Annotated in this window: 28 protein-coding genes; 20 read left to right on the top strand and 8 right to left on the bottom strand. The window is 67.7% G+C overall.

Annotated elements, in window-relative coordinates:
- The first annotated feature begins 8 nt into the window (after window positions 1-8).
- On the top strand, window positions 9-821 hold the full coding sequence (locus tag M8859_RS37215; protein ID WP_159925448.1) for an HNH endonuclease: 813 nt from the start codon (window positions 9-11) through the stop codon (window positions 819-821).
- A gap of 323 nt (window positions 822-1,144) precedes the next feature.
- Here M8859_RS37215 and M8859_RS06585 read toward each other — a convergent pair whose 3' ends face one another.
- Window positions 1,145-1,429, bottom strand: a complete 285-nt coding sequence (locus M8859_RS06585; protein ID WP_159925446.1) for a hypothetical protein — start codon at window positions 1,427-1,429, stop codon at window positions 1,145-1,147.
- Window positions 1,430-1,460: 31 nt separating this feature from the next.
- Window positions 1,461-1,658 carry a hypothetical protein gene (locus M8859_RS06580; protein WP_249643988.1) on the bottom strand — a complete coding sequence of 66 codons (198 nt, stop codon included), beginning with the start codon at window positions 1,656-1,658 and terminating at the stop codon, window positions 1,461-1,463.
- A gap of 342 nt (window positions 1,659-2,000) precedes the next feature.
- Between M8859_RS06580 and M8859_RS06575 the strand changes: the two genes are divergently transcribed.
- From M8859_RS06575 to M8859_RS06555, 5 genes are all read left to right on the top strand, one after another.
- Window positions 2,001-2,834: a helix-turn-helix domain-containing protein gene (locus tag M8859_RS06575; RefSeq protein ID WP_283779432.1), complete on the top strand. Its 834-nt coding sequence runs from the start codon at window positions 2,001-2,003 to the stop codon at window positions 2,832-2,834.
- Window positions 2,824-3,030, top strand: coding sequence for a DUF397 domain-containing protein (locus tag M8859_RS06570; RefSeq protein WP_159925440.1), 207 nt, complete (start codon window positions 2,824-2,826; stop codon window positions 3,028-3,030). The genes M8859_RS06575 and M8859_RS06570 overlap by 11 nt, the downstream gene beginning before the upstream one ends.
- 217 nt (window positions 3,031-3,247) lie before the next feature.
- The gene (locus M8859_RS06565; protein ID WP_195071205.1) at window positions 3,248-3,616 is read left to right on the top strand and encodes a hypothetical protein; all 369 of its coding nucleotides are present in this window, start codon (window positions 3,248-3,250) and stop codon (window positions 3,614-3,616) included.
- A 725-nt stretch (window positions 3,617-4,341) separates the two neighbouring features.
- Window positions 4,342-5,127 (top strand): IS5 family transposase, encoded by a 786-nt coding sequence (locus M8859_RS06560; protein ID WP_159931022.1) that lies wholly within the window; start codon window positions 4,342-4,344, stop codon window positions 5,125-5,127.
- Between the two features lie 216 nt (window positions 5,128-5,343).
- A complete protein-coding gene (locus tag M8859_RS06555; RefSeq protein ID WP_159931024.1) occupies window positions 5,344-5,802 on the top strand; it encodes a hypothetical protein in 459 nt (152 codons plus the stop codon).
- 670 nt (window positions 5,803-6,472) lie between these two features.
- Here the strand turns inward: M8859_RS06555 and M8859_RS06550 are convergent.
- The 4 genes from M8859_RS06550 to M8859_RS06535 form a co-directional block, all read right to left on the bottom strand.
- Window positions 6,473-7,270: an AraC family transcriptional regulator gene (locus M8859_RS06550; protein ID WP_308221168.1), complete on the bottom strand. Its 798-nt coding sequence runs from the start codon at window positions 7,268-7,270 to the stop codon at window positions 6,473-6,475.
- A 230-nt stretch (window positions 7,271-7,500) separates the two neighbouring features.
- The gene (locus M8859_RS06545; protein WP_195071204.1) at window positions 7,501-7,788 is read right to left on the bottom strand and encodes a DUF427 domain-containing protein; all 288 of its coding nucleotides are present in this window, start codon (window positions 7,786-7,788) and stop codon (window positions 7,501-7,503) included.
- A 64-nt stretch (window positions 7,789-7,852) separates the two neighbouring features.
- A complete protein-coding gene (locus M8859_RS06540; protein WP_195071203.1) occupies window positions 7,853-8,506 on the bottom strand; it encodes an NUDIX domain-containing protein in 654 nt (217 codons plus the stop codon).
- 39 nt (window positions 8,507-8,545) lie between these two features.
- Window positions 8,546-9,751, bottom strand: a complete 1,206-nt coding sequence (locus M8859_RS06535) for a DUF418 domain-containing protein (RefSeq protein ID WP_249643986.1) — start codon at window positions 9,749-9,751, stop codon at window positions 8,546-8,548.
- 122 nt (window positions 9,752-9,873) lie between these two features.
- Here M8859_RS06535 and dop point away from each other — a divergent pair, with 122 nt between their 5' ends.
- The 13 genes from dop to M8859_RS06470 all read left to right on the top strand — a co-directional run bounded on the left by dop (window position 9,874) and on the right by M8859_RS06470 (window position 23,557).
- Window positions 9,874-11,373, top strand: a complete 1,500-nt coding sequence (gene dop / locus M8859_RS06530; protein ID WP_159925434.1) for a depupylase/deamidase Dop — start codon at window positions 9,874-9,876, stop codon at window positions 11,371-11,373.
- A 387-nt stretch (window positions 11,374-11,760) separates the two neighbouring features.
- Window positions 11,761-11,955, top strand: coding sequence for a ubiquitin-like protein Pup (locus M8859_RS06525; protein ID WP_014986166.1), 195 nt, complete (start codon window positions 11,761-11,763; stop codon window positions 11,953-11,955).
- Entirely contained in the window at window positions 11,952-12,806 is an 855-nt protein-coding gene (gene prcB / locus M8859_RS06520) for a proteasome subunit beta (RefSeq protein ID WP_195139383.1), read from the top strand. Before M8859_RS06525 ends, prcB begins: the two co-directional genes overlap by 4 nt.
- Before the next feature lie 2 nt (window positions 12,807-12,808).
- Window positions 12,809-13,603 (top strand): proteasome subunit alpha, encoded by a 795-nt coding sequence (gene prcA / locus M8859_RS06515; protein ID WP_159925430.1) that lies wholly within the window; start codon window positions 12,809-12,811, stop codon window positions 13,601-13,603.
- 220 nt (window positions 13,604-13,823) lie between these two features.
- Complete coding sequence (pafA, locus tag M8859_RS06510) at window positions 13,824-15,182, top strand: Pup--protein ligase (RefSeq protein WP_174186519.1); 1,359 nt, start codon at window positions 13,824-13,826, stop codon at window positions 15,180-15,182.
- A gap of 18 nt (window positions 15,183-15,200) precedes the next feature.
- Window positions 15,201-15,497, top strand: a complete 297-nt coding sequence (locus M8859_RS06505; protein WP_159925428.1) for an MTH1187 family thiamine-binding protein — start codon at window positions 15,201-15,203, stop codon at window positions 15,495-15,497.
- Window positions 15,498-15,587: 90 nt separating this feature from the next.
- On the top strand, window positions 15,588-16,583 hold the full coding sequence (locus M8859_RS06500) for a helix-turn-helix transcriptional regulator (protein WP_195071200.1): 996 nt from the start codon (window positions 15,588-15,590) through the stop codon (window positions 16,581-16,583).
- Window positions 16,580-17,557, top strand: a complete 978-nt coding sequence (locus tag M8859_RS06495; RefSeq protein ID WP_159925424.1) for a helix-turn-helix transcriptional regulator — start codon at window positions 16,580-16,582, stop codon at window positions 17,555-17,557. Before M8859_RS06500 ends, M8859_RS06495 begins: the two co-directional genes overlap by 4 nt.
- Before the next feature lie 22 nt (window positions 17,558-17,579).
- A complete protein-coding gene (locus M8859_RS06490) occupies window positions 17,580-18,629 on the top strand; it encodes a 2-dehydropantoate 2-reductase (RefSeq protein ID WP_159925413.1) in 1,050 nt (349 codons plus the stop codon).
- A gap of 64 nt (window positions 18,630-18,693) precedes the next feature.
- Window positions 18,694-18,954, top strand: coding sequence for a Sec-independent protein translocase subunit TatA (gene tatA / locus M8859_RS06485; RefSeq protein ID WP_159925411.1), 261 nt, complete (start codon window positions 18,694-18,696; stop codon window positions 18,952-18,954).
- Between the two features lie 98 nt (window positions 18,955-19,052).
- Window positions 19,053-20,006, top strand: coding sequence for a twin-arginine translocase subunit TatC (gene tatC / locus M8859_RS06480; protein WP_159925409.1), 954 nt, complete (start codon window positions 19,053-19,055; stop codon window positions 20,004-20,006).
- A 3-nt stretch (window positions 20,007-20,009) separates the two neighbouring features.
- On the top strand, window positions 20,010-22,712 hold the full coding sequence (locus M8859_RS06475; protein WP_159925399.1) for a DEAD/DEAH box helicase: 2,703 nt from the start codon (window positions 20,010-20,012) through the stop codon (window positions 22,710-22,712).
- Window positions 22,713-22,873: 161 nt separating this feature from the next.
- Window positions 22,874-23,557: a DUF4333 domain-containing protein gene (locus M8859_RS06470; RefSeq protein ID WP_159925397.1), complete on the top strand. Its 684-nt coding sequence runs from the start codon at window positions 22,874-22,876 to the stop codon at window positions 23,555-23,557.
- A 405-nt stretch (window positions 23,558-23,962) separates the two neighbouring features.
- On the opposite strand, the gene M8859_RS06465 is transcribed toward M8859_RS06470, so the two are convergent.
- Entirely contained in the window at window positions 23,963-24,928 is a 966-nt protein-coding gene (locus tag M8859_RS06465) for a 5'-3' exonuclease (RefSeq protein ID WP_159925395.1), read from the bottom strand.
- An 83-nt stretch (window positions 24,929-25,011) separates the two neighbouring features.
- On the opposite strand from M8859_RS06465, the gene M8859_RS06460 reads away from it, so the two are divergent.
- A complete protein-coding gene (locus M8859_RS06460) occupies window positions 25,012-26,139 on the top strand; it encodes a M24 family metallopeptidase (RefSeq protein WP_249643985.1) in 1,128 nt (375 codons plus the stop codon).
- Between the two features lie 73 nt (window positions 26,140-26,212).
- Here the strand turns inward: M8859_RS06460 and M8859_RS06455 are convergent, their stop codons facing one another.
- Window positions 26,213-26,629, bottom strand: a complete 417-nt coding sequence (locus M8859_RS06455; protein WP_159925391.1) for a PPOX class F420-dependent oxidoreductase — start codon at window positions 26,627-26,629, stop codon at window positions 26,213-26,215.
- Window positions 26,630-26,696 lie beyond the last annotated feature (67 nt).

Below are 26,696 nucleotides of genomic sequence, written 5' to 3'. Positions count from 1 at the left end.
TCGACTGCGTGAGTGCCATCTTGTTGACCTGGAACCCGAAGATGTGGAACCACTGGCATCCCGACTACGACTCGTACGCCCGGGGCGTGCGAGACAACGGCCCACGGCGATCCGATTGGTCCGTAGGCAACCACCGGAACGGGATCACCCCCGGCACCGAGGCATGGCTCCTGCAGCAAGGCGGTCCCGATGCCCGCTGCCGTGGGATCCTGGGGCATGCCATCGTGAGGTCCATCCCTTTGCCTGACACTCATCACTCGGATTCGAGCAGAACGACCCAATACATCGACATCGATTTCGATTGGCTGCTGCCCGAGGCGGACCTCATCGATATACCCACACTGGAAGGCACTGCTACAGCGACAAAGTGGCGCCAAATCTATAGTTCCGGCACCCGTGTTGATCCCGCAGATCTCCCCGCCCTCCGCACGTTGTGGATAGAGCACGCCCAGCCTACGGCTTATGACCTGGGCGATGAAGAAGTGCCTGGCACCTACCCGGAGGGCGCGACGCGCACCGTCCAGGTCAATAAATACGAACGCAGTCGCGCAGCTCGCGATGCATGTATCGCCCACCACGGCACGGTGTGCATGGCCTGCGGCTTCGACTACGGACAGGTGTATGGCCCGATCGGCGCCGACTACATCCAAGTGCATCACACGGTGCTGGTCTCTCAGATGGGCGAGAACTATGAAGTAGATCCGATAACGGACCTGGTCCCTCTGTGCGCCAATTGCCATGTCATGGCTCACCGTCGGAAACCCAGCCCCTACACGGTTCGAGAACTCGAGGCCCGCGTCAGGCGACGACTGACGAAGTGAGTGCCCGGTTCCTCCGTGCACTGCCCCAGTTCTGGGGCATCACCTTGCCCAGCGGAAGGCTAGTCGCCGTTACCGTCAGCCACCCCGCCACTCGCGCTCGCACCGCCGACTAGTCATAGCCTGCTGGCGAAACGCGGCAGCGGACCTGGTTGGCCAGGTGAACTTGATGGCTCTGCCGACGATGATGAGCAAGGTCTTCTCGTGACCAAGGACAACCCACCGTTCCGGCTGCGGGCGCGGCGTCGATAATGGCGCCGATGTCTTCGCGGAGAAGGCCGCAGCGGTCCTCTCGGATCATGGCGACCTCCATCCTCGGACCCAAGTCACGCTGGCAGTGTGCGCGCCGCCTGTTCTCCCGGCGGCTGCCATCGCGTCAGTGCCCGGCATCCCATCGCGAACTCGTCCGCGTCGCGCAGCGCTCTGCCCGCGACGAGGTCGAGTTCGAACGAGTCGTTGTCGTGTCCGGTCATCGCCGCAATCATCTGCCGGGCGGTGGACCGGATCGCCGACTTGTTCCCGGTCACCGTCCAGCGGTCCACGGCAGGCACGTGGATGAGCCAGCGCGGGCCGCAGCAGTGCACTGTGACGCGGTGATGGAGCGCGGTCACGACCTCCGCGCGCGGACGGCCCTGCATCGGATCACTCGGTCCACGACAAGGCTTCGGTGAGGGTCACCGGAGGCGGGGGAGGGGTCGTCACCCCGCCTCCGGGACGTTCGGGAGCATCGGCCCACTGCCGCAGCGCGACGGCGTAGCGCTCGAGCACGAGCGGCGGCACAGCCTTGTAGGGAGCACGGGCTCGTGGGAACGGAACGCGTTGCGGCAGCGCCTTGGTCATGTGTCCTCCGCTGGTCGAGTGGCGGCGAAAAGGGCTTATGCCGCGCCGATCACGCGGCCAGTGGAGCACAGGATCCGGGCCGCGTGGACATTTCCGAGCGGATTCGCGACACAAAGTGGCAAATGCCCTGGACACCTTCCAGCGACCCTGCACAATGTCTTTCAAGCGGCCGAATTATGGCCTTCCACAATTACTTTGAGGATTATTCCAGTCAGCGAGTGCGGATATTCCACAGAAAGGAGAAAACAGTATGGGGGAGAGGGATGTGGACCCCGATAATCGGCAGCTCAGGGCCGACATTCGCGGGACCGGGGGGGTCCACACCGCAGCCTCGGCCGCTGCCTGCGCGGGATGAGGCAGGAGGCGGGACTGTCCATCGAAGTGGCATCGCGGGCGATCGGGCGCGGGGCGGGGACGCTGCACCGGCTGGAGACCGGCGCGCCGAACGTGGTCGTCAGGGAGGAAGACTTGCGGCGGTTGTGCAAGTTGTATCAGCGAGTGGAAATGCTCCCAGTGCTGAAATCGCTGGCGGCGCAGGGGAGGACGCCGTCGTGGTTGGACGAGTTTCCCGATCAGGTGAATCCGACGTTCAACGCCTACGTGCAGATGGAGGCGTCGGCCTCTCATATCACTGTCTATCGCCCTGATATGGTGCCTGGACTGTTTCAGGTCCCCGACTACGCGCGGGCGTTGGATCGTGTCTACTTTCCGATGGACACCGTAGAGGAGATCGAGCGTCGCGTCCGGGTACGGCGTAACAGGCAAGCGTTGATCACTCGTGACTTCTCGCCACTGACAGCTGTACTGGTCGTGGATGAGGCTGTCACCAGGCGAGTTGTCGGAGGTCCCCGCGTGATATCGACACAGCTGCGTCACCTGGCTGATCTGCCACCGAACGTACGGGTGCAAGTGTTGCCCTTCGGGGTTGGCTTCCCGCTGGGAGTCTCGACCGGTCCTTTCACGATCTTGGATTTCGCCGGTGACGGAGAGGGGCGACCTTTGGAGCCGCCAGTGGTCTACGTCGAGAGCTACACAGGCAACATCTACCTGGAGCGCACCAGCACCGTGCGGCGGTACAGAGCTGGATTCGAGGTGATCCAGCGAGTAGCTTTGGACGTGCCGAATAGCAAACGCCTACTGCGGCAGGTAGCGAAGGAGTTCGACCGTGTCCGTTGACCTATCCGGAGCGCGCTGGTTCAAAAGCACTCGTAGTGCCGCTGGGAACGACTGCGTCGAGATAGCGCATCTGGATGGTGGGCATGTGGGGGTTCGTGACTCGAAGAACATCGGCGGTGGAGTGCTGGTGTTCACGCCCTCGGAGTGGGATGTATTCCTGGCGGGCGCGCGGAATGGAGACTTCGACCGGCTTTGAGCTGAGCGCCAGTCTCGCCTGTGGTACCGATCTCGTCGCAAGGTCGGTAGGCGTGATTACGCCTACCGACATCGATTGCGGTGGAGATTCGTGGCGCGTGTTCTGCGGCCAGGACGACGATCTTGCCAACCTCTCGGGCTGAGGTCTCCGCGAAATCGACGGTGTTTCAGCATCGGCACCGCACCGTTTCAGGGGAGCGCGAGAACCGGAAAACACGATGAGTAGCACACCTATTCAGCCACGGATGCTGACCGATCTCGAAACCAGCGTCGTCACCAAGCTGCTGTCGTCGGGGGTGCCCGGCGCCTCCGAGTACCTGGCGCAGGTGCCGTATTCGCAGGTAGTCGCTACCTGGGGTACGGGTTCACCCAGTGTCGATCTCGCGGTACGGCCCGGCGCGGTACAAGTATCCGGTTCGCCGGAGGGAATCCTGGCCAGCGGAGCGGTCAACGACCACAACGGATCACCGATCGGCGAGGTCATTCTATGGGTGGAGAACGGCTGGCTCAGCGGGATCGAGTACGCCTGGTATACGGACAAACGCCCACACGCACTGCCCGAGCATGATCAGATCGAGCTTCTGTAGAGCCTTACCCGAACTGCACTGACCTACCCCGGAATTTCCCGCCACTATGTGGTCGGCGATTGGGAATCATCGCTGAGGCAGCCGGGGCACCATCTGGTCGTTTGTGAGAGGAGCGCCCGTGCATCCCCTGACTGTATGTGCCGTATACAGTTTTGTGATTTCGGCATATCGCAAACACGTTCGGGACGGCTCTCGAGGAGAGCTGGCGCCGTCGAGCGTGGACCCTACGACGACCAGTTCATGTACTGCCAGCGCCTACTGGCCGAGTGCACTCTCAACCTCGGTTACACGAGCGAGGCCGTCGACAGGTTCCTGCGACTGAAAGAGCATCTGGAGGTGCGGTACGGCCGATCGGATCGCCGGGTGGCAGAACTTGCCGAGATCGTCGGCAACCTCCGACGGTGAGCGCTGCCCGGGGTTGCGTCGATCAATCCGCCAGCCGTCGTAACAATTCACTAAGTGAGCGTCCGGAAACTGTCGTCAGCCGTGGCCGCTTGTGAGTTGTCGGCGGAGTTGGCTGTGCTGGGTTTGGTGGTGCCGGGGTGAGTGAATATTGTTGCGGGTGAATGGCCGTCGGTCTGGTGTGGCATAGCCCGAACATGAAGAACTCCTGGTAGATCACTGGTTGTCGAGACCATGTTCTGCCAGGAGTTCGTGTGCCAGTATTGCCGAGTTGTCTGTGTTCGTCATGCCCAATCCACGGCGAGTCGCCGACACCGTGTCCGGTGTATCCGTCCTCGTGCAGTGACGAGCAGTGGGCGCTGCTGCAACCGCTGCTGCCGCCACCGGGTAACACCGGCGGCAAGGGCGGTCGCGGTGAGAAACATCCACGCCGCCTGGTCCTGGACGCGATCTTCTACCTGGTGCGCGGCGGCATCGCCTGGCGGGCGCTGCCCACCGACTTCCCACCCCCGATGACGGTCTACGACATCTTCTGCCGCTGGACTAAAGCCGGTGTATGGCAACGGATCACCGACGTTCTGCGTGATCGGATCCGGGTACGTGCAGGCCGCAAGTCCACCCCGACAGCGGCGATCATCGACTCCCAATCCGTGCGGGCCGCCGACACCGTGCCCGCAGCATCCCGCGGATGGGACAACGGCAAGAAAGTCGGCGGCCGCAAACGCCATATCGCCACCGACACCATGGGTCTACTGCTGGCGGTCGTGGTCACCGCCGCCAGCACCCAGGACCGCGACGGCGCGGTGCCGCTGCTGGCGAGGCTGCGGGAGCGGTTCTCCACCATCACACCGACCTGGGCGGATGCCGGCTACGCGGGCAGGCTGGTGCGCTGGGCGCACCAGGTCCTGAACCTGGCCGTGACAATCGTCAAACGCACCGATCCCGGCTTCGTCGTGCTGCCGCGCCGTTGGGTCGTGGAACGAACGCTGGCCTGGATCAGCAAACACCGCCGCTGCGTCCGCGACTACGAAACCCGACCCGAGCACCACGAAGCCATGGTCTACATCGCCACCATCATGACCATGTCACGCCGACTCACCCGCACATGACCGGTTGAGGCTGCTCGCGATATCCGGCATCACCTGCGCGCGGATCTCGGCTGCCGTCAGCGCTCGGTCGTAGTCGAGTCGCGGATCTCGACGCCGCTTGTGTGATCGAGAAGCTACAGAGGCGATGGTCACCGGTGGTCTGCGCAGCCGTGCATTTTTGCCCGCAGCACGGGGGACGGAGCATCACGGCGCGTGGGAAGGTGTGATCATGGGCGGATGGTCGACTCCACTGGTTGGGAATCCCACCTGGTATCCGCCGAGATAATGGCCCAACGGCAAGTATTGGCCGAGAAGGTCGTTGCCGAGCTGCGTCTGGCAGGGTTGCCTGCCGGGATTCATACCCGCGAGCGGGTGGGAGCGAACGTCGCGATCGACAAGCTTCCCACAACCGAGGGTGGGGGTGTGTCAGTGCATTGGGGGCCTGACCCGCGAGCAAATCGAGCCGCAATGGGGTTCGATCCCGGTACCGAGCCCGATGATGCTGCTTGGGCGTCTCTCAGGCAAGCGTTGACGGAGGGCCGGTTTCCGGATGATGAGACCAAATTTCATCTCGCTCATCGCGAGGTGATCGAAAAAGCCATGTACACCGCGATCGTCACCATCCTGACTTCAGCGGGAATACCTGCCTGCGAGGTAGACAACTTCGGTACCTACGTCGCGATCGAGTCCCCCTGAAGCCGAGCTTGTGGTACCGGAATTCACCACCAGATCGGGCCGCGAGCAGCCCGACGTTGCCGCAATGCGCGATCAACCGCAATCAGAACTTCACAACCGAGACACACAACCGAAGTTCCCAGACGCTCACTAAGACGCCTATCAGGACCGACCTGCCGTCCCTGATCGCCACGCGCTGCACATCGGTCGATCCCAGCCACGGATCGGGCACGCTTCCCACCGATGGCCGAGTGGACCCGCGACCGTCACCGTCCGGATGAGCTCGCATTCGCGATCCCGTTGTGAGGTCCAGCCGCCGCAGCCCGTGGCAGTCGTCGCGGTGACGACCAGCCTGCCGATCACCCCGAGCACACCCCGGCACACGCGTCCCAAGGCGGCCACGCCCGGTCTCGGCGGCGCATTCGGCCAATGTCACAGAGTTACGAACTGCATTGCCGCGGATGGGCATGTTTGCGGCGCCGTGTCATGGGGTCCGGAGAGGACCCATGACACGGCTTGCCGCGCGGGTCGGCATCTCTGTCAGGCGGCGTCGAGAGCTGCGGTGATCTTGCGGGTCATCTCGGCCAGGGTTAGGCTGGGCTCGCCGGGTGGGTCCGTTGCGCCTCTGACGACCGAGAAACGGTAGGCAAGTAGGCGTGCCGAATGTCGGGCCGTGCTCGCCCGGGAACGGTTATGCGTCCGGAGCGGGATCACCGATGTGGCTCAACGCCGAAGGGGGCAGGCCGAAAGTCCGGCGGCAGGTGCGGGTGAGGTCCGCGCCGTCGGAGAATCCCGCCGCCTGCGCGGCGGCCGTGAGATCGTCCCCGGCCAGCGCGCGGGTCCGTGCGATGTGCAGCCGCAGCCAGAGGATATAGCGGCGCAACGGAATTCCCATCTGTTCGGTGAACAGATGCGACAACCGGGCCGCCGGAATGCCCAATTGCCGTGCGACGTCCGAGCCGCGCACCGAGCCCGTGCGTACCAGCACGGGCAGCAGTTGCAGGGCCGCGGTGACCACCGCGTGCCGCTCGCCTGCTCCGGATGCGCCGTCCTGCGGCAGCAGCTCGTCGACGACCGCGGTGACCTGGGCGGTCAGGGTCCCGCTACCGGCGGTGATGCCGAGGGTGTCCTTGCTGTCGGCCCAGCCGTTGAGGTGGGCCCTGCGGTCGGCCGCGGCACCGGCGGCGGTCTCGGGGTCGAGGTAGACGGCCGTGCCGTGCGCGGAGCCCACGTCGATCCGGTGCGGCGCGTCGGTCGGCACGATGACGTGGGTGCCCTGCCTGCGGACGCCGCTGCCGTCCACCAGCACGATCGGGGTGCTCGCGGCGATGATCTGCACGGCGTGGTGCGCGTGCAACTCCGTCGGGCCGATCGATCCGGCGAAGGCAAGGAGTCCGGGGCGGAGCAGCGCGACACCTGCCTGCGACGGGTCGTCCGCCGCGCCCCCAGGCGACATCGAGAAGCCGTTGGTGACCAGAGCCTTCATCATGGGATGCTCCCGGCTGAGACACTCGCGCTGAAACCTGGGATGAGCGTATCTGTTTCGCGCACGCGGCATTCGTGATTTTCCGATTACCGCTGGCCGCCGAGAATCCGGCGAGCACGCGGCTGCCCGGGTGGCGCACCTATCGGCGGTCGCCGCACGGCAGCGCCGCCAGCCGGATTCCGCTATCGATCACCAGCACCGCTCTGGATTCCTCGTCCCGGAAGGGCTGCCGGTCAGTCGTCGGTCACGTCGACGCCGCGCCAGAACGCGACGTGGTCCTTGATCTGCGCCGCCTTGGTCTTCGGCTCGGGGTAGTACCAGGCGGCGTCGGGATTCGTGTCGCCGTCGACCACCACGGTGTAGTAGCTGGCGGTGCCCTTCCATGGGCAATAGGTGTGGGTCTCGGAGGGCTGGAAATACTCCGGCCGGATCGAGTCGGGCGGGAAGTAGTGATTGCCCTCGATGATGATGGTGTCGTCGCTGGTCGCGAGGACGCGGCCGTGCCAGGTTGCCGTTGCCATATATCGATTCTGCCGCACTATCGGGTGCAGGCGGCGGTCGCGCGTATTCCCCGCGGCTACGAGGTCACACGGGATGATCGGGACGCGACGCCCGCCGGTGGAGTTCGACGGCGAGAGCCACGAGTTCGCTCAGGTGCTCGCCGTCGGATCCGGCGCGCCGCATCGCCTCGTCGACGGGAAAAGTACCCACCTCGAGAATCTGCTCGGCATCGTCGGGATTGGTCGGCGCGGAATCGAGGACCACGTCCGCGGTGCACCAGAGCCACGCCTTGTGCGGATGGGGCTGCCACTCGCGGTGCGGCGCGGGCCGGTTGCTCCTGGCGTGGTGGGCGCCGAACCATCGGATCGGTCCGACCGGGCGCGCTCCCGCCTCTTCGCGCAGTTCGCGGCGCACGCACGCGTCGACGGACTCGCCGCGTTCCCTCGTGCCGCCCGGGATCAGCCAGATGTCGCGCTCGTCGCGGCAGAGCACGATCTCCTCGCCGATGAAGCAGACGACGTGGATATTCGTCACCAGTTCGTCGGACGGGAGCGTGGTGGAGAACCGCACGTCCAGGTCGCCCCACGCCCAGTGGGCCGGTGTGTGCAGCAAGGGGTAGCGGTCGGCGAGTGTCACGGCACGACGGTAGCGGCCGCCGACGGCGGTGTCCGCCGTTTCGATGCGGGCGGTGTCGCACTTCGGTCGCGAAGTGTTCTGCGGCGCAACCTGCTTCGGCATAGCGGGAAGGAAGCGGAGGGTGCGGCCCCACGGCGGTCGTCAGCGTTCCCGGGCCAGTCTCTGGTAGCTGACGTGCCACAACCACTCCACCGGTCCCCGCTCGAACCGGCGTGACCACAGGTGCGCCCCACCGGCGACGATCAGCGCAACCAGCAGGTAGATCCCGACGGTGAACGGAACACGGTCATCGGGTGCGACGCGTGCGGCGAGTCCGAAGCCCCAGCAGTAGCACAGGGCCGAGGCCACCAGGTTCTGCAGGATGTAGCAGCTGAGCGCGGTGCGGCCGATCTCGGTGAGGCGCCGCCCGGCGAACCCGGCGTGCGGACGCCGCACGTACCACTCCGCGACGGCTGCCAGAATCCCGAGAGCGACGAACGGCGCGCTGCCGTAGCGGGTGAACAGAATGACGTCACCGCCGCCCAGGATGCCCGCCGACAGGTCGATCGGCGCGGCGATGCCGAAGCCGATGATCATGAGCCGCTTCCGGAGCGGCGCGCCCGCCGGGGCGAACACTCCCGCGCGCAACAGCCGCGAACCGACCAGGAACAGGGCGACCGACATGGCGAAGACGAAGACCGCCTCGACCCGGAACAGCCCGGCGTTGCCGAGCCGGAACATCGCGAGATCCCAGAACGAGCCCTCCGCGTAGGGGTTGGGGTCCAGCGCCGGGCGCTCCGCGGAATCCTGTCGCGGCGCGAACGCCATGGCGAGCGCGATCAGCGTCAACAGCGCCACGTGCACCGCCGCCGCGCCGACCAGCCAGCGCCGCTGCGCCCGCTCACCGGTGGCCAGCACGAACGCGACGACCAGGCCGGTCACCGCGTAACCCATCAGCACGTCGAACTCGGCGAGGAACACGAAATTCAGCAGACCGTCCAGCAGCAGCAGTCCCGCCCGCCAGGGATACTTGCCCGGCCAGCGGCGCCCGGCCTTGGTCGCGGAGCGTTGCTGGATGGCCAGGCCGATGCCGAACATGATGGTGAGCAGTCCGAGGAACTTGCCCTGCGCCACCTGCTGGAGCACCCGCTCGGTCCACATCCACTCGCCGTCGCGGCCACCCAGGTCGTGCAGATAGCCGACCAGCCCCTCCGGGTTGGTCATGATCCAGACGTTGGTGCCGAGGGTGCCGAGGATCGCGATCCCGCGTAGCACGTCCAACGCGACGAGCCGGGCGGATGCGTGTGGCGGCGCCGCATGGGGCTGCTCGATGGTCTGCGCCCGGGGGTCGGCAATCGATTCGGACATGTCCCCGACTATCGCGCCGACCTGGGCCGAAACGGCTCCTCCGGAAGTACCACCTGCGGTATGACATTCGACTCCGCCGGTCGCGACGGATTCGGCAGGGTGCGTCGCCTAGGCTCGATGCCATGCAGCGCATCATCGGAATAGAGGTCGAATACGGCATCTCGACCCCGACCGAGCCGTCGGCCAACCCGATCCTCACCTCGACCCAGGCGGTCCTGGCCTACGCCGCGGCCGAGGGTGTGCCGCGCGCGAAGCGCACCCGCTGGGACTACGAGGTGGAGTCGCCGCTGCGCGACGCGCGCGGCTTCGACCTGAGCCGGATGAACGGGCCCGCGCCGGTGATCGACGCCGACGAGGTCGGCGCGGCCAACATGATCCTCACCAACGGCGCCCGGCTCTACGTCGACCACGCTCACCCGGAATACTCCGCGCCGGAGGTCACCGACCCGCTGGACGCGGTGATCTGGGACAAGGCGGGCGAGCGGGTGATGGAGGCCGCCGCACGGCACGCCTCGAGCGTGCCGGGGGCCCCGCGGCTGCAGCTGTACAAGAACAACGTCGACGGCAAGGGCGCCTCTTACGGCACCCACGAGAACTACCTGATGAGCCGGGACACCCCGTTCAACCAGATCATCCTCGGGCTCACGCCGTTCTTCGTGTCCCGCCAGGTGGTGTGCGGCTCCGGGCGGGTCGGCATCGGACAGTCCGGCGACCAGGCGGGCTTCCAGCTGTCCCAGCGCTCGGACTACATCGAGGTCGAGGTCGGCCTGGAGACCACGCTCAAGCGGGGCATCATCAACACCCGCGACGAGCCGCACGCCGACGCCGACAAATACCGCAGGCTGCACGTCATCATCGGGGACGCCAACCTGGCCGAGATGTCGACCTACCTGAAGGTCGGCACCACCGCCCTGGTCCTCGACCTGATCGAAGCCGGCGAGGACCTGTCGGATCTGCAACTGGCCCGCCCGGTCACCGCGGTGCATACGATCAGCCACGACCCGACGCTGCGGGCGACCGTCGCGCTCGCCGACGGCCGCGAGCTCACCGGCCTCGCGTTGCAGCGGGTGTACCTGGACCGGGTGATGAAATTCGTCGACCGCACCGGCAACGACGACAAACGCGTGCAGGACATCATCGAGAACTGGGCCATGGTGCTCGACCTGCTCGAACGAGATCCGATGGAATGCGCGCACCTGCTCGACTGGCCCGCGAAACTCCGCCTGCTCGAGGGCATGCGCAGCCGCGAGGGGCTCGGCTGGGCTGCTCCCAAGCTGCACCTGATGGATCTGCAGTACTCCGATGTGCGCTTGGACAAGGGTCTCTACAACCGTCTCGTCGCCCGCGGCTCGATGAAGCGGCTGGTCAACGAGCAACAAGTCCTCGACGCCATGACCAACCCGCCCACCGACACTCGCGCCTACTTCCGCGGTGAATGCCTGCGCCGCTTCGGCGCCGACATCGCAGCGGCCAGCTGGGACTCGGTGATCTTCGACCTGGGCGGCGACTCCCTGGTCCGCATCCCCACCCTGGAACCCCGCCGCGGCACCAAGGCCCACGTCGGCAAGCTGCTCGACGGCGTGGACACCGCCGCCGACCTGGTGGAGCAGCTCACGACGTAGTTCGCGCAGCGCGCCCGCGTCGCTGCCCGTTCCAGGCTTGTTCGCGACTCGTGCCCGAGCCACCGCCATGGCGTCCCGACCTACGCGCCCACACCAGCTCAGCCGCAGGTTTCGAGCGGAGCGAGACCGAGCATGCGTCGGTTCGCGGCCCGGCTCGTGTCCGAGTGGCCGCCGCGTAGGCGACGAAGGAGCAAGCGGCGGTCGCTCGGACGCGAGCCATCGGGGGGCCGCGAACACGCCGCGCCCGCGCGGCCGAGGAGACAGCAAAATAAGCACACTGTCGGTGCTGGTAGGTAGTGTTGAGGGACGAGCACGGACAATGCTCATGATCGGGACCGTGCTCAGGATGGGTTCCGATCATGGTGAGGACAGAGGAGGTCGGCTGCCATGGCACAAGAGCAGACCAAGCGCGCCGGGGGTGGCGACGAGGACGAGGGCCCCGACGGTGTGGACGCCGCGGGTCAGGAGCGCCGCGAGAAGCTGGCGGAGGAAACCGACGACCTGCTCGACGAGATCGATGACGTGCTGGAGGAGAACGCCGAGGACTTCGTCCGCGCGTACGTGCAGAAAGGTGGCCAGTGACAGTCGGTGACCCCTCGCGTCTCCACCTGGGGTACGCCCTCTCTTCCTTCTCCGACTATCTCCGTATGCATGCTCCGGACTTGTTGCCTGCCAACAGGTTCGGGCAAGGTGCCGCCGGAATTCCCGGCGGCACTTCCGCGAAGGAGATCGCTCCGCACGGCACCACCATCGTCGCGGTCAGTTATCGCGGCGGTGTGCTGATCGCGGGCGACCGGCGCGCCACCCAGGGCAACCTTCTGGCCAGCCGGGATATCGAGAAGGTCTACATCACCGACAGCTATTCCGCCGCCGGCATCGCGGGCACCGCGGGCATGGCGGTGGAGATGGTGCGGATCTTCGCGGTGGAGTTGGAGCACTACGAGAAGCTCGAAGGCGTGTCGCTGACCTTCGACGGCAAGGCCAACAAGCTGTCGAAGATGGTGCGCGAGAACCTGCCAGCGGCCCTGCAGGGTCTGGCGGTGGTACCGATGCTGGTCGGCTACGACCTGGACGCCACCGACCCGGACAAAGCGGGTCGCATCGTGTCGTTCGATGTGGTGGGTGGACGCAGCGAGGAACGTTTCGGATACGCCGCGGTCGGTTCCGGCTCGGTGTTCGCGAAGTCCGCGCTGAAGAAGTTGTACGCCAAGGGAATCGATCAGGATCGCGCGCTGCGCATCGCCGTCGAGTCGCTGTACGACGCGGCCGACGACGACACCGCGACGGGCGGCCCGGATCTGGTGCGCGGCATCTTCCCGACGGCGATCGTGATCGATGAGGAGGGTGCGGCCGAGGTGACCGATTCGCGGCTCGCGGACATCACTCGCGGGATCGTCGCCGACCGTGAGGCCGCCGAAGAAGGGAACGCCTGATCATGACGTTGCCGTACTACGCGTCGGCCGAGCAGATCATGCGCGACAAGACCGAACTCGCCCGCAAGGGCATCGGTCGTGGGCGCAGCGTCGTCGTGTTGACCTACGACAAGGGTGTGCTTTTCGTGGCGGAGAATCCCTCCGCGACGCTGCACAAGGTGAGTGAGCTCTACGACCGGATCGGGTTCGCGGCGGTCGGCAAGTACAACGAGTTCGAGAACCTGCGCAGGAGCGGCATCCTGCAGGCCGACATCCGCGGGTATCAGTACGACCGCCGCGATGTCACCGGCCGTGCGCTGGCCAACGCCTACGCGCAGGCTCTCGGCGCGATCTTCACCGATCAGCTCAAGCCGTACGAGGTCGAGATCTGTGTGGCGGAGGTGGGCTATCCGGAGCAGGCCGCGCAGTCGGTGCTGTACCGGATCACCTTCGACGGGTCGATCGTGGACGAGCGGGAGTTCGTGGTGATGGGCGGCACGACCGAGCCGATCCTCACCGCGTTGAAGTCCTCCTACCAGCCGGGTCTCGACTTGGCCGCCGCGATCGGCGTCGCGGTGCGCGCGCTGCAGGCGGGCGTGCCGGAAGGCGCGGAGAAGCGGGCGCTCGGTGTGAGCTCGCTCGAGGTCGCGACCTTGGAGCAGGCTCGTCCGCGCCGGGCGTTCCGGCGGGTGGCCAATACCGCGCTGGAGCGCCTGCTGAGCCCGGCGAAGACGGCCGGGGCCGACGGGTCGGAAGAGAGCGCATCCGGCTCGACGGACGCCGAGCCCTCGGCGAAGGACACTCCCCCCGGGGAGTGATCGGCGAGGGCCGAAGAAGCTGGACGGCCCGCGAACGGCCCCTCGTTCGCGGGCCGCGTCGGCGTGCTCCCGGCCGGTGGCCAACTGTGCATCCTTCGGTCGAAGCGGCGTTTCACCCGGGCAAATTCCGACAAAGCGGGCCAAATCGTTGTGAAGACGTATGCATCCGGGTTCTTCGGTGCACCCCGCAAGTCGCTGACATGGCTGTAATGTCGATGGTGTGCAGCGACGAATTATGGGGATCGAGACCGAGTTCGGTGTGACATGCACCTTCCACGGTCACCGTCGACTGTCCCCCGACGAGGTGGCCCGGTATCTGTTCCGCCGGGTGGTGTCCTGGGGCCGTAGCTCGAACGTGTTCCTCCGCAACGGTGCTCGGCTCTACCTCGATGTCGGGTCCCATCCGGAGTACGCGACCGCGGAGTGCGACAACCTGGCGCAACTGGTGACCCACGACCGTGCGGGCGAGCGGGTCCTCGAAGAGTTGCTGATCGACGCCGAGCAGCGTCTGGCCGAAGAAGGCATCGGCGGCGACATCTACCTGTTCAAGAACAACACCGATTCCGCGGGCAACTCCTACGGCTGCCACGAGAACTTCCTGGTGGTCCGCGCGGGGGAGTTCTCCCGGATCTCGGACGTGCTGCTGCCGTTCCTGGTCACCCGCCAGCTGATCTGCGGTGCGGGCAAGGTGTTGCAGACGCCGAAGGCAGCCACGTTCTGCCTGTCGCAGCGCGCCGAGCACATCTGGGAGGGCGTCTCCTCGGCCACCACCCGCTCGCGGCCGATCATCAACACCCGCGACGAGCCGCACGCCGACGCGGAGAAGTACCGCCGCCTGCATGTGATCGTCGGCGACTCCAACATGTCCGAGACCACCACCATGCTGAAGGTCGGCACGGCCGCCCTGGTGCTGGAGATGATCGAGGCGGGCGTCTCGTTCCGCGACTTCGCCCTGGACAACCCGATCCGTGCGATTCGCGAGGTCAGCCACGACCTGACCGGCCGTCGTCCGGTGCGGCTTGCCGGTGGACGGCAGGCCAGCGCCCTGGACATCCAGCGCGAGTACTACGCCCGCGCCGTGGAGCATCTGCGCAATCGGGATCGCGATCCCCAGATCGACCAGGTCGTCGACCTGTGGGGCCGCACCCTCGACGCGGTCGAGGCCCAGGACTTCGCGAAGGTCGACACCGAGATCGACTGGGTGATCAAGCGCAAGCTGTTCCAGCGCTACCAGGACCGTTACGGCATGGAGCTGTCCGATCCCAAGATCGCCCAGCTGGATCTGGCCTATCACGACATCAAGCGCGGACGCGGCGTGTTCGATCTGCTGCAGCGCAAGGGCCTGGCCAAGCGCGTCACCGAGGACGAAGCCGTGGACGCCGCGGTGGACACCCCGCCGCAGACCACCAGGGCCAAGTTGCGTGGCGACTTCATCACCGCCGCTCAGGAGGCCGGTCGCGACTTCACCGTCGACTGGGTGCACCTGAAGCTGAACGATCAGGCGCAGCGCACGGTGCTGTGCAAGGACCCGTTCCGCTCGGTCGACGAGCGCGTGGATCGCCTGATCGCATCCATGTGAGGCGGGCATGATCGAGGCATGATCATCGCCTTCTCCGTGACGCCGCTCGGGACCGGCGTCGACGTCGGGCGCGCCGTCGCCGAAGCGGTCCGTGTGGTGCGTGCCAGCGGACTGCCCAATCGCACCGATGCCATGTTCACCACCGTCGAGGGCGAATGGGACGAGGTGATGGCCGTGGTGAAACAGGCGACCGATGCCGTCCTCGCCGCCGCACCACGGTGCAGCCTCGTGTTGAAGGCCGACATCCGGCCCGGCGTGACCGACGCGATGACCACCAAGGTGGAGAAGGTCGAGCGTTACCTGTCCGAGGGATGACGCCCTGCGCCAGGCGCAGGCGCCGGCAAAACACCACCGAAACGCGCGCCGCCGCGCGAGGCGGGGGCGACGCAGATTACCCTCTATCGGGTGGCGATATCCAAGGTCGAGCGGCTGATGAATCTGGTCATCGCGCTGCTGTCGACCCGGCAGTTCCTGACCGCGGAGCGGATCCGGGACAGTGTCGCCGGATACGAGGACTCCGCCAGCGACGAGGCGTTCAGCCGGATGTTCGAGCGGGACAAGAACGAACTGCGCGATCTGGGCATTCCGCTGGAGGTCGGTCCGGTGAGCCGGTACTCGACGATCGAGGGCTACCGGATCAACCGCGACGCCTACGAGCTACCCGACATCGACCTGACCGACCAGGAGGCCGCCGCCGTCGCGGTGGCCGTGCAGATGTGGGAATCGCCCGAGCTGGCCGCCGCCGCGGAGGGCGCGCTGCTCAAACTTCGCGCGGCAGGCGTTCATGTGGAGACCGATGTCGCCGTGGCCTCGGTGCCTGCCGTTCCGGCCCGTACCCGCGGCTCGGAACCGGTGCTCGGCAAGCTTCTGGCCGCCATCGACGCCGGACAGGCGGTGCGGTTCGAGCACCGCGGCGCCATCAACGCCCCCTATCTGATGCGCGACGTCGAGCCGTGGGGTGTCGTGACCCATCGCGGCCGCTGGTATCTGGTCGGGCACGACCGGGACCGGGACGCGGTGCGCAGCTTCCGGCTGTCCCGCATCGGCGACGATGTGACGGCGTACGGCGCGCGCAACGTGGTCCGCAAGCCCGAGGGCGTGGATCTGCGCGCCATCGTGGACCAGGTCACCAGCACCGCGCCGGTCAGCGGTTCGGCCACGGTATGGGTGGCCGAGGGCCGAGGACGTGAGCTTCGCAGAATCGGCCAGGTGATCGGCGAGCGCACCGTATGCGGCCGCGCGGGCGCCGTGGTCGAGCTTCCGGTGCGATCCCGCGACTGGCTGGCCCGGCTCATCACGGGCTTGGGGCCGGACGCCGTGGTGCTGGCCCCCGAGTCCCTCCGTGCCGATGTCATCGCGCGGTTGCGTTCGGTGTTCGACCGCACGGAGGTGCGGGCATGAGCTCGCGGCTCTCGGTACGCCTTTCCCGGCTGCTCAACATGATCCCGTACTTCATCGCGCATCCCGGCATCAGCGCCGCCGAGGCCGCCGCCGACCTGGGCGTGACCACCAAGCAGCTGATGAGCGACCTGAATCAGCTGTGGATGTGCGGGCTGCCCGGGTACGGCCCCGGCGACCTGATCGATCTGTCGTTCTCCGAGGAGAGCATCGAGGTCACCTTCTCCGCGGGCATCGACCGGCCGTTGCGGCTGACCTCCACCGAAGCGACCGCGCTGCTGGTCGCGCTGCGCTCGATCGTGGACATGCCCGGCATGGTCGACCCGACCGCGGCCAACGCGGCCATCGCGAAGATCGAATCGGCGATCTCCGGCGGCGCGGCTCCCGCCGAGGAGGGGCAAACGCGAACGCCGCCGCCGGAGGCGCCCGCGGTGGCCGCCGTGCGGTCGGCGCTGGCACTCGGCCGGGCACTGCGGCTGGTGTACTACTCCGCCAGCCGTGACGTGGTGTCCGAACGCCTCGTCGACCCGATCCGCATCGTCCTCGTGGACGACAACAGCTATTTGCAAGCCTGGTGCAGGCAGGCCGAGGGCGTGCGCCTGTTCCGCTTCGACCGGATCGAGGCCGCGACCGAGCTGGACGAGCCCGCTCGGCCGCCCAAGCATGCCACCGAGGCGACGGCGGGCCTGGACCTGTTCCAGGACGATCCGGCGGTCCCGCAAGCGCATCTGCGTATTCACGCCGACTACGCTTGGGTTCTCGATCAGTACCCCATGCATCGGCTGGCGGTGCACCCGGACGGCAGCTTGGAGGCGACCATGCGGTTCGCCACGCTGGACTGGATGGCCCGCCTGCTGCTCGGTTTCGGGGCAGGCGTCACCGTCCTCGGCCCGCCGGAGCTGGTCGCGGCGGTGCGCGAGCGCTCGAACGCCGCGCTGGCCGCCTACGAGGAAGCCGGATATCTGGAGGCCCGATGAGGGACGAAGAGGCGCTGCCGGCATGAACAATCGCGTGCTCGTTCTGGGTGCGGGCAGTATCGGCAACTTCGTCGGCGGCAAGCTCGGTGTGGCGGGCGCGGATGTCACCCTGGTCGGCCGCAGACGCGTGCTGGACGAGCTCAGCGCGTCCGGGCTCCGGCTCACCGACCTCGACGGCGGCGACGACGCGTTACCGGCGGGCCGGTTCCACCTCGCCACCGATCCCGATGACGTCGGATCGGCCGATCTGGTTCTGGTCACGGTGAAATCGGCCGCCACCGCGGAGGCGGTGCGCGACCTGGCGGGCAAGATCCGGCCGGGCACCGTGGTGCTGAGCCTGCAGAACGGCATCGGCAACGACTCGGTGATCCGGGAGATCCTGCCGCACTGCGTGGTGCTGGCGGGGATGGTGATGTTCAACGTCGTGCACCATCCCGGGGGCCGTTTCCACCGCGGCACCGAGGGCGGTCTCGCGGCGCAGGACGATCCGGCGCTGGCGCCGTTCCTGGAGATGTTCGAGCGGGCGGGGCTCGGCTTGCGCCGGTATGCCGACCTGCGACCGGTGCAGTGGGCGAAGCTGCTGCTCAACCTCAACAACCCGATCAACGCGCTGTCGGGGCGCCCGCTGCGGGAGGAGCTCGCCGACCGGGACTATCGGCGCTGCCTCGCGCTGACGCAGCGCGAAGCGCTCGCGGTGATGAACAAGGCGCGAATTCGCCCGGCCCGGCTGACCGCGCTGCCGCCGCGGGTGATGGCCACGCTGCTGACCGTTCCCGATGGCCTGTTCCAGTGGGTGGCCGGGCAGGTGCTGGCCATCGATCCGATGGCCCGTTCATCCATGGCCGACGACCTCGAGCGGGGCCGCACGACCGAAATCTCCTGGCTGTGCGGGGAAATCGTCGGACTGGGCGCGATGGTCGGGATGCCGACACCGGTGAATCAGCGGCTGATCGAACTGATCGTCGCCGCCGAGCAGGGCGATCGGCGCGCGTGGACCGGGGGTGAGCTGCTCGGCCAGTTGCGGGCCGCCGCGGCGGGCGCGCTGCCCGAACGCCGGGCGAACGAGCAGTGACGGCGGCGTTCGCGCACGTCACGGTCCGGTAGCATCGAGACATCACAGTCTTGGGAGGTAGATCATGGGCAGTCTGAGCATCTGGCACTGGCTGATCATTGCGGTGGTTTTCGTGATGTTCTTCGGCGCGAAGCGGATGCCCGACGCGGCCCGCAGCCTGGGCCGGTCGTTGCGCATCTTCAAGAGCGAGGTCAGTCAGATGCAGAACGAGAGCAACGCGCCCAGCAACGGCTCCTCGGCTCAGCAGCCCGCGCCGCAGTTGCCCGCCGCGCAGCAGCCGGCCCCGTCGGCCACCGAGCCCCGCACCGAGCAGAAGTCGGTCTGAGCGGATCCGCTCGCGCCGGAGTGAGGAACGACTCACTCCGGACCTAGTGCTGGTGCCGAGCTGAGCGAGGCACGTCGACCCAGGGGCGATCACCAACAATGCGAATCCCGTTCGATCCGCGGCGCAGCAAGCGCAGGACCAATCCCGACGGCACGATGTCGTTGGTCGAGCATCTGCAGGAGTTGCGTTACCGGTTGCTGGTGTCGATCGCGGCGGTGATCGCGACGACGGTGCTGGGATTCCTGTGGTACGCGCACGGGTTCCTGGGGATCGACAGCCTGGGCGAGATCCTGCGCGGGCCGTACTGTTCGCTGCCCGCGTCCGCGCGCGCCACATTGAGCCCCGACGGTGAGTGCCGTCTGCTGGCCACCGCGCCGTTCGAGCAGTTCACGTTGCGGTTGAAGGTCGGCATGACCGCGGGTGTGGTGTTGGCCGCGCCGATCTGGCTGTATCAGCTGTGGGCGTTCATCACCCCGGGGCTCTATGCCAAGGAACGCAAGTACGCGATCGGGTTCGTGTCCTCGGGCACGGTGTTGTTCGCCGCGGGTGCGGTGCTGGCGTACGTGGTGATCGCGCACGCGTTGAGTTTCTTGTTGACCATCGGCGACAACGTGCAGATCACCGCGTTGAGCGGGTCGCAGTACTTCAGTTTCATCATCCAGTTGCTGGTCATCTTCGGGGTCAGTTTCGAGACGCCGTTGCTGATCATCGGATTGAACCTGGTCGGGGTGCTGACCTATGCGCGGCTCAAGGCGTGGCGGCGCGGAATCACGTTCGGGTTGTTCGTGTTCGCGGCGATCGTGACGCCGCAGGACCCGTTCTCGATGCTGGCGCTGGCGTTCGCGTTGACGGTGCTGTTCGAGGTGGCGATCCAGTTCTCCCGGATCAACGATATGCGCAAGGCGCGCAAGGAACGGGAGCGTTTGGACGCGTTGTCCGACGAAGAGGCTTCCGAGCTGAGCGGGCCGGAGCCGATCGACCCGGCCGAGTCGATCACCACTCCCGCGGAGAAATCCACACGACCGGTGTCGGACTACTCCGATACCCTCTGACAAGTGACAGATGCACGGTCGCAGACGGGCGAGTTGGCCGCATTTTCCGCCGAGCTGAAGTTCCGGCTGGATCCGTTTCAGAGTGCTGCCTGTGCGGCGCTCGAAGAAGGCCACAGTGTCCTGGTCTGCGCCCCGACGGGGGCGGGTAAGACGGTCGTCGGCGAATTCGCCGTGTATTTGGCGCTGGCCGCGGGTGGGAAATGCTTCTACACCACGCCCATCAAGGCACTGTCGAACCAGAAATTCGCCGATCTCACCGAGCGGCACGGCCGCGAGAGCGTCGGACTGCTGACCGGCGACCAGTCGATCAACCCGGACGCGCCCGTGGTCGTGATGACCACGGAGGTGCTGCGCAACATGCTCTACGCGTCCTCCGACTCGCTGCGCGGTCTGTCCTACGTCGTGATGGACGAGGTGCACTACCTCGCCGACCGGTTCCGCGGGGCCGTGTGGGAGGAGGTCATCCTGCATCTGCCGCCGGATGTGCGGCTGGTCAGCCTGTCGGCCACGGTCAGCAACGCCGAGGAGTTCGGCGCCTGGATGGAGACCGTGCGCGGCGACACCGCGGTGGTGGTTGACGAGACCAGGCCGGTGCCGCTGTGGCAGCACGTCATGGTGGGGCGGCGGATGTTCGACCTGTTCGACACCAAATCCACCGAACAGAAGGTGCTCGTCGACGAAGACCTGGTGCGGTTCATCCGTCATCGGGAGGCCGCCGACCGGATGAACAGCTGGGGCGCCCCGCGCAACGGCCGCGGCGGACCGCGCCGGGACTTCCGTCCGCTGCCGCGACCCGAGGTGCTCGCCAAACTGGACGACGAAGGCCTGCTGCCCGCGATCACGTTCATCTTCAGCCGGGCGGGGTGCGACGGCGCGCTCGCGCAGTGCCTGCGGTCGCGGCTGGACCTGAGCCGTCCGGAGGAGCGCGACCAGGTCGACGCCATCATCGACAAGCACACCGGCGATCTGCCCAAGACCGATCTGGAGGTGCTCGGTTACTGGGAGTGGCGCGAGGCGCTGCACCGCGGCCTGGCCGCGCATCACGCGGGGATGCTGCCCGCCTTCCGGCACACCGTCGAGGAACTGTTCGTCAACGGCCTGGTGCGGGCGGTCTTCGCCACGGAGACGTTGGCCCTCGGCATCAACATGCCCGCGCGCACCGTGGTGCTGGAACGGCTGGTCAAGTTCAACGGGGAGTCGCACGCGGAACTCACGCCGGGGGAGTACACCCAGCTGACCGGGCGGGCCGGGCGGCGTGGCATCGACGTCGAAGGCCACGCGGTGGTGCTGTGGCAGCCCGAGGTGGACACCAGCGCGGTCGCAGGTCTCGCCTCGACGCGCACCTATCCACTGCGCAGCTCGTTCCGGCCCGGCTACAACATGTCGATCAACCTCATCGACCGGATGGGCGCCGACGAATCGCGTGCCCTGCTGGAGCGATCCTTCGCCCAGTTCCAAGCGGACCGGTCGGTGGTCGGGCTGGTCCGCGGCATCGAGCGCAACGAGGCCGCGCTGCGCAAGCTGCGCTCGCAGCTCGGCGGCACCGAAGGCGGATTCCTGGAATACCTGTCGCTGCGCGAGCGGATCAAGCAGCGGGAGCGGCAGCTGGCCCAGCAGAGCCGCGCCGACCGGCGGGGCGCCGCGGTGGACGCCCTCGGCGCTCTTCGCCGCGGCGACGTGGTGGCCATTCCGTCCGGCCGCCGCGCCGGGCTCGCGGTGATCTTGGAGCCGGACGCGACGCCCGGCGATCCGCGCCCGCTGGTACTCACCGAGGACAAGTGGGCCGGGCGGGTGTCGGTGGCCGATTTCCCCGTGCCGGCCGAGGCGCTCGGACACATGCGGCTGCCGCGTCGGGTGGATCATCGCACCGCGCGCACACGCCGCGATCTGGCCTCCGCACTGCGCAGCACCGGGATCTCGGTGCCCGGTAGGCCCCGGCGCGGCAGGAACTCCGCCGCCGCCGACGACCGGGAACTCGCCACGCTGCGCCGCAGCCTGCGCGCGCATCCGGCGCACTCCCGGCCCGATCGCGAGCAACTGTCCCGGGTGGGCGAACGCTACAACCGGTTGCTGCGCGAGACGGAAGCGATGCGCCAGAAGGTTGCCGCGACCACCAACTCGCTGGCTCGCACCTTCGATCGGATTCTCGGCCTGCTGGAGGAACGCGGATTCGTGCACGAGAGCGAGGTGACGCCGGACGGGCGCCGGTTGGCCCGCATCTACGCCGAGAGCGACCTGCTGGTAGCCGAATGCCTGCGGAAGGGGCTGTGGCGCGGCCTCGGCCCGGCCGAGCTGGCCGGCGTGGTGTCGACCCTGGTGTACGAATCCCGTCAGGAGGGTGGATATCTCGGCGCGAGCGGACCCACGGCGCCGATCCGGCGGGCCGTGGGCGCGACCATCGGCGTCTGGTCGGAGCTGCGGTCCGACGAAGCGCGGCACAAGCTGCCGCCGACCCGGGAACCCGATCTGGGTTTCGTCGACGGCGTCTACAAATGGGCGCGCGGGGACGGGTTGGCCGAGTCGTTGCTCGCCAGCGGTGACCAGGGTGCTCCGCTGTCGGCCGGTGATTTCGTGCGCTGGTGCCGGCAGGTGATCGATCTGCTCGATCAAATCCACGGCACCGCCGACGATCCCGAGGTCGCCGCCACCGCGGCCAAGGCGGTGCGAGCGATCCGGCGGGGTGTGGTGGCGGTGGACGCCGCCTGAGCGGCCTGGGCGACGGGCCCGGCGACGGCAATATCAACACGGCGGATTCGATTGTGATTTGATTTCTTTCGCGTACCGACCGTGGCGGAGTAGTCGTGTCATGCGACGAGGCCCACGCGGGGGGCTACCGTGTGTACAACGATGCGAGTGGAGGCAAGCAGATGAGCGGCCCGTACGGACCGAACGACCCCGGGGAGGGACGCAACGATCCCACCCAGCAGTGGGGTGGACAGCAGGCGCCGGGCGCGGCCGGTCCCACACAGCAGTGGGGCGGTCAGCCGCAGACCCCGGCCTCGGCCCAGCCGACCCAGCATTGGGGTGAGCAGCAACCGCAGCAGCAGTGGGGACAACCGCAGCAGCAGTGGGGCCAGCAGCCGCAGCAGCCGCAGTGGGGTCAGCAACCCGCCCAGGGGCAGCCGCAGTGGGGCCAACCGCAGCAGGACTGGGGCCAGCAGGGCCAGCAGCCGCAGTGGGGGCAACCGCAGCAGCCGCAGCCGCAGTGGGGCGCGCCGGGCCAGCCGCCGCCGCAAGGCGGCAAGGGCAAAGGCCTGATCATCGGTCTGTCCGTGCTCGGTGTCGCGGTGGTCGGCGCGATCGTCGCGCTCGTGCTCGTGCTGACCGCCAAGGACCAGCTGGACCAGGCGGCGGTGCAGGACGGCGTGAAGAAGGTGCTGTCGGACTCCTACGGCATCCAGGACATCAGCGACGTCTCCTGCCCGTCCGGCCAGGAGGTCAAGGTCGACGCCACCTTCGAATGCAGCGTGAAGGTCAGCGGTGAGGCCAAGAAGGTGAACATCAAGATCACCAAGGACGACGGCACCTACGAGGTCGGCCGCCCCAGCTAGGTCGCGTTCATTTCCCAGCGCTTTGCGGCGCTGGGTGTTCGGGACCTGCTCGGCTCGCGTGCGAGCGGCCACCGCTTGCTCCTTCGTCGCGTACGCGGCGGCTCCTCGGACGCGAGCCGGGTTGTGCTGGTCCAGCCAGTGCTTGCGGCGCTAGGTGTTCGCCGGCTCGGCTCGCTGCCGATCGACCGCCGCCTGCTCCTTCGCCGTTTACGCTGCCGCCCCTCGGGCGCGAGCCGGGCCGCGAACGGACAACGCTCGGCCTCGCTTTGCTCGAAACCGGGAGTCGAGCCGGTGTGTTGCCTGCGGCGATGGTCGCGCTACTCGGGGGTGGTGGCCGGTGTATGCCCGATTCACCGCGAAATCGGCCTTTCGCAGAGGGAGCGGCGGAACTCTCGCGTTCCCGGGTCAGGCGGTGCGCGCGCCCAATGCCGTGATCAATCGCGTGATCGGGCTTTCGGCGTTGTAGGCGGTGGCCAGGGCGCGCAGGCGGTCCGGGTCGGCCGGTTCGGTGGGGAGCGCGTCGCTGCGAGACAGCGCCACCTCGGCGTCGCGGACCACTCGGACGACCGGTGCGGCGGCCTTCAGGTAGTCCTCGGCGGCCCGCATCCGGGCGCGCACGCCTTGTGCCAGGTCGGCGTCGGGATCCTCGACGGCCGCGATCAGGGCCTCCAGTGAACCGAAACGGGATATCAGCGTGGAGGCGGACTTCTCCCCGATACCCGCGACCCCGGGCAGACCGTCGGAGGCATCGCCGCGCAATGTGGCCATGTCGGCGTAGGCCGGGCCCGCATTGCGCAGCGGCACACCGTACTTCGCCGAGACCTCGGCCGGGCCGAACAGTTCCGCCTTGGCCAGCCCCCGTCCGGCGTAGAGCACCCGTACCTGTGGCGCGGGCTCGTCCCGCACGAGCTGCAGCAGGTCGCGGTCGCCGCTGACCACGACCACCTCGTCGGTGCGTTCCCGAGTCGCCAAGGTGCCCAGCACGTCGTCGGCTTCCAGACCGTCCGCGCCGCCGGTCGCGATGCCCGCCGCCGCGAGTACCTCCAGGATCATCTCGACCTGCGGCGTGAGCGTGTCGGGAACGCTCTCGGCGCCGGGTGCGGCCTCCGGCGACGGATCCAGCCGGTGCGCCTTGTAGGACGGCACCAGAGCGACCCGGTACGCCGGTCGCCAGTCCAGATCCAGGCACACCACCAGCCTGCTCGGGGCGAACTTGGTGATCAGCGAGGCAACCATGTCGGTGAAACCACGCAGCGCGTTCACCGACCGGCCGTCGGGCGCGGTGATCTTGTCGGGGATGGCGTGATAGGCGCGGAACCACAGACTGGCTCCGTCCAGCAGCAACAGGGGCCCACCGGCAGCAGAGGTCACGGGCTGAGGCTACTCGCTCGCACCGACACCACCGGGCGAAGTTCGGCGTTCATCGGCCGTGCGGGACGGGTAACGTCGGACGAATGAGCTCGCATACGGATTCCCGATTCGCGGCGGACGTCTACGGTGCACGACTGGAACGGGCGGTGGAACTGATGCGGGCCGCCCACCTCGACGCCTTGCTCATCACTCCGGGGCCCGACCTGCGCTACCTGATCGGCTCGGCGGCCGAATCGTTCGAGCGGCTGACCTGCCTGGTGATCCCGGCCGACGGCGCGCCCGCGTCGGTGGTGATCCCGAAACTGGAGCTGGCGTCGCTGGAAGCCTCGGCGGCGGGGGAGCTGGGCCTGCAGGTACTGGACTGGGTCGACGGCACCGACCCGTACGCGCTGGTGAAGTCGACGCTGCACGTCGGCTCCCGGGTAGCGGTCGCCGACGTCATGCCCGCCCTGCACCTGTTGCCGTTGGCCGAGTCGTTCACCGGTCTGCCGGTATCGGCCACGCCCGTATTGCGGGAGCTGCGCATGATCAAAGATGCGGCCGAGGTGGACGCGCTGCGCCGGGCAGGCGCCGCGATCGACCGGGTGCACGCGCGCATGGGGGAGTTCTTGCAGGTTGGACGCACCGAGGCAGAGGTCGGCCGCGACATCGCCGCCGCGATCGTGGCGGAGGGGCACACCGAGGCCGCGTTCGTCATCGTCGGCAGCGGTCCGCACGGGGCAGATCCGCATCACGCGGTGTCCGAGCGCCGGATCGAGGCCGGGGACGTGGTGGTCGTCGACATCGGCGGCCCGGTCGAGCCCGGCTACTATTCCGACTGCACCCGCACCTACGTTCTGGGCGAGCCGGATCCGCAGGTGGCCGCCAGGTACGCCGAACTGGAGAGCGCACAGGCGGCGGCGGTCGCGGCGGTCCGGCCAGGTGTCACCGCGGCCGCGGTGGACGCCGCCGCGCGGAACCCGTTGACAGAGGCCGGTCTCGGCTCCGCCTTCGTGCACCGTACCGGCCACGGCATCGGTTTGTCGGTGCACGAGGAGCCCTACATCGTCGCGGGCAACGATGTCGTGCTGCGACCCGGCATGGCCTTCAGCGTCGAGCCCGGTATCTACTTCCGAGGCGAGTGGGGTGCGCGCATCGAGGACATCGTGGTCGTCACCGAGGATGGCGGCGAATCGGTGAACAAGCGCCCGCACGGCCTCACGGTGCTGTGACCGACGGCTGACCGCGGCGCGGACCCCTACGCGCCTGTGCCGTTCGCCACGCGCCTGCTCCGTTCGCCGCGGCTCAGCCCTCGGCGGCCGGTGCGACGAGCGTGCTGCTGGACAGCACACGCCGGACCTGGATGGCGATCACCACGCGTGTCGGGTTCTCGCGCGGCACGCGATAGCGACCGGCGTACCGCTCGACCGCTTCGGCGACCTCGTCCGGGGCGTCGAGCACGGTCGCCGGGCCTTCCAAGGTGATCCACCGGATCCCGTCGACCTGACTGACCGCCGCGTACCCGGAGCGGCGCACATTGCGGACCTTCACCGACCCGTCGTTGGTGATCACGCGCGCGATCCCGGCTTCGCCGTCCCAGGTGAACCCCACCGCTACGACATGGGGCGTCCCGTCCGCCCGCAATGTCGTCAGTGTGGCGAGGTGCCGTTCGGCGACGAACTCGAGGGCGGCGGGCGACAACTCAGCGGTACTCGTCGGCATTCCCTGACCGTAGCTCTCGGCGCCTCCGCGCGCCCCATCGGCCCGGGCGGTGACGCGTGCCGCGCCG

The sequence above is a fragment of the Nocardia sputi genome (assembly GCF_023501985.1).
Note: the sequence above shows the minus strand (reverse complement) of the source record. Positions and strands in the feature narration are given on the sequence as shown.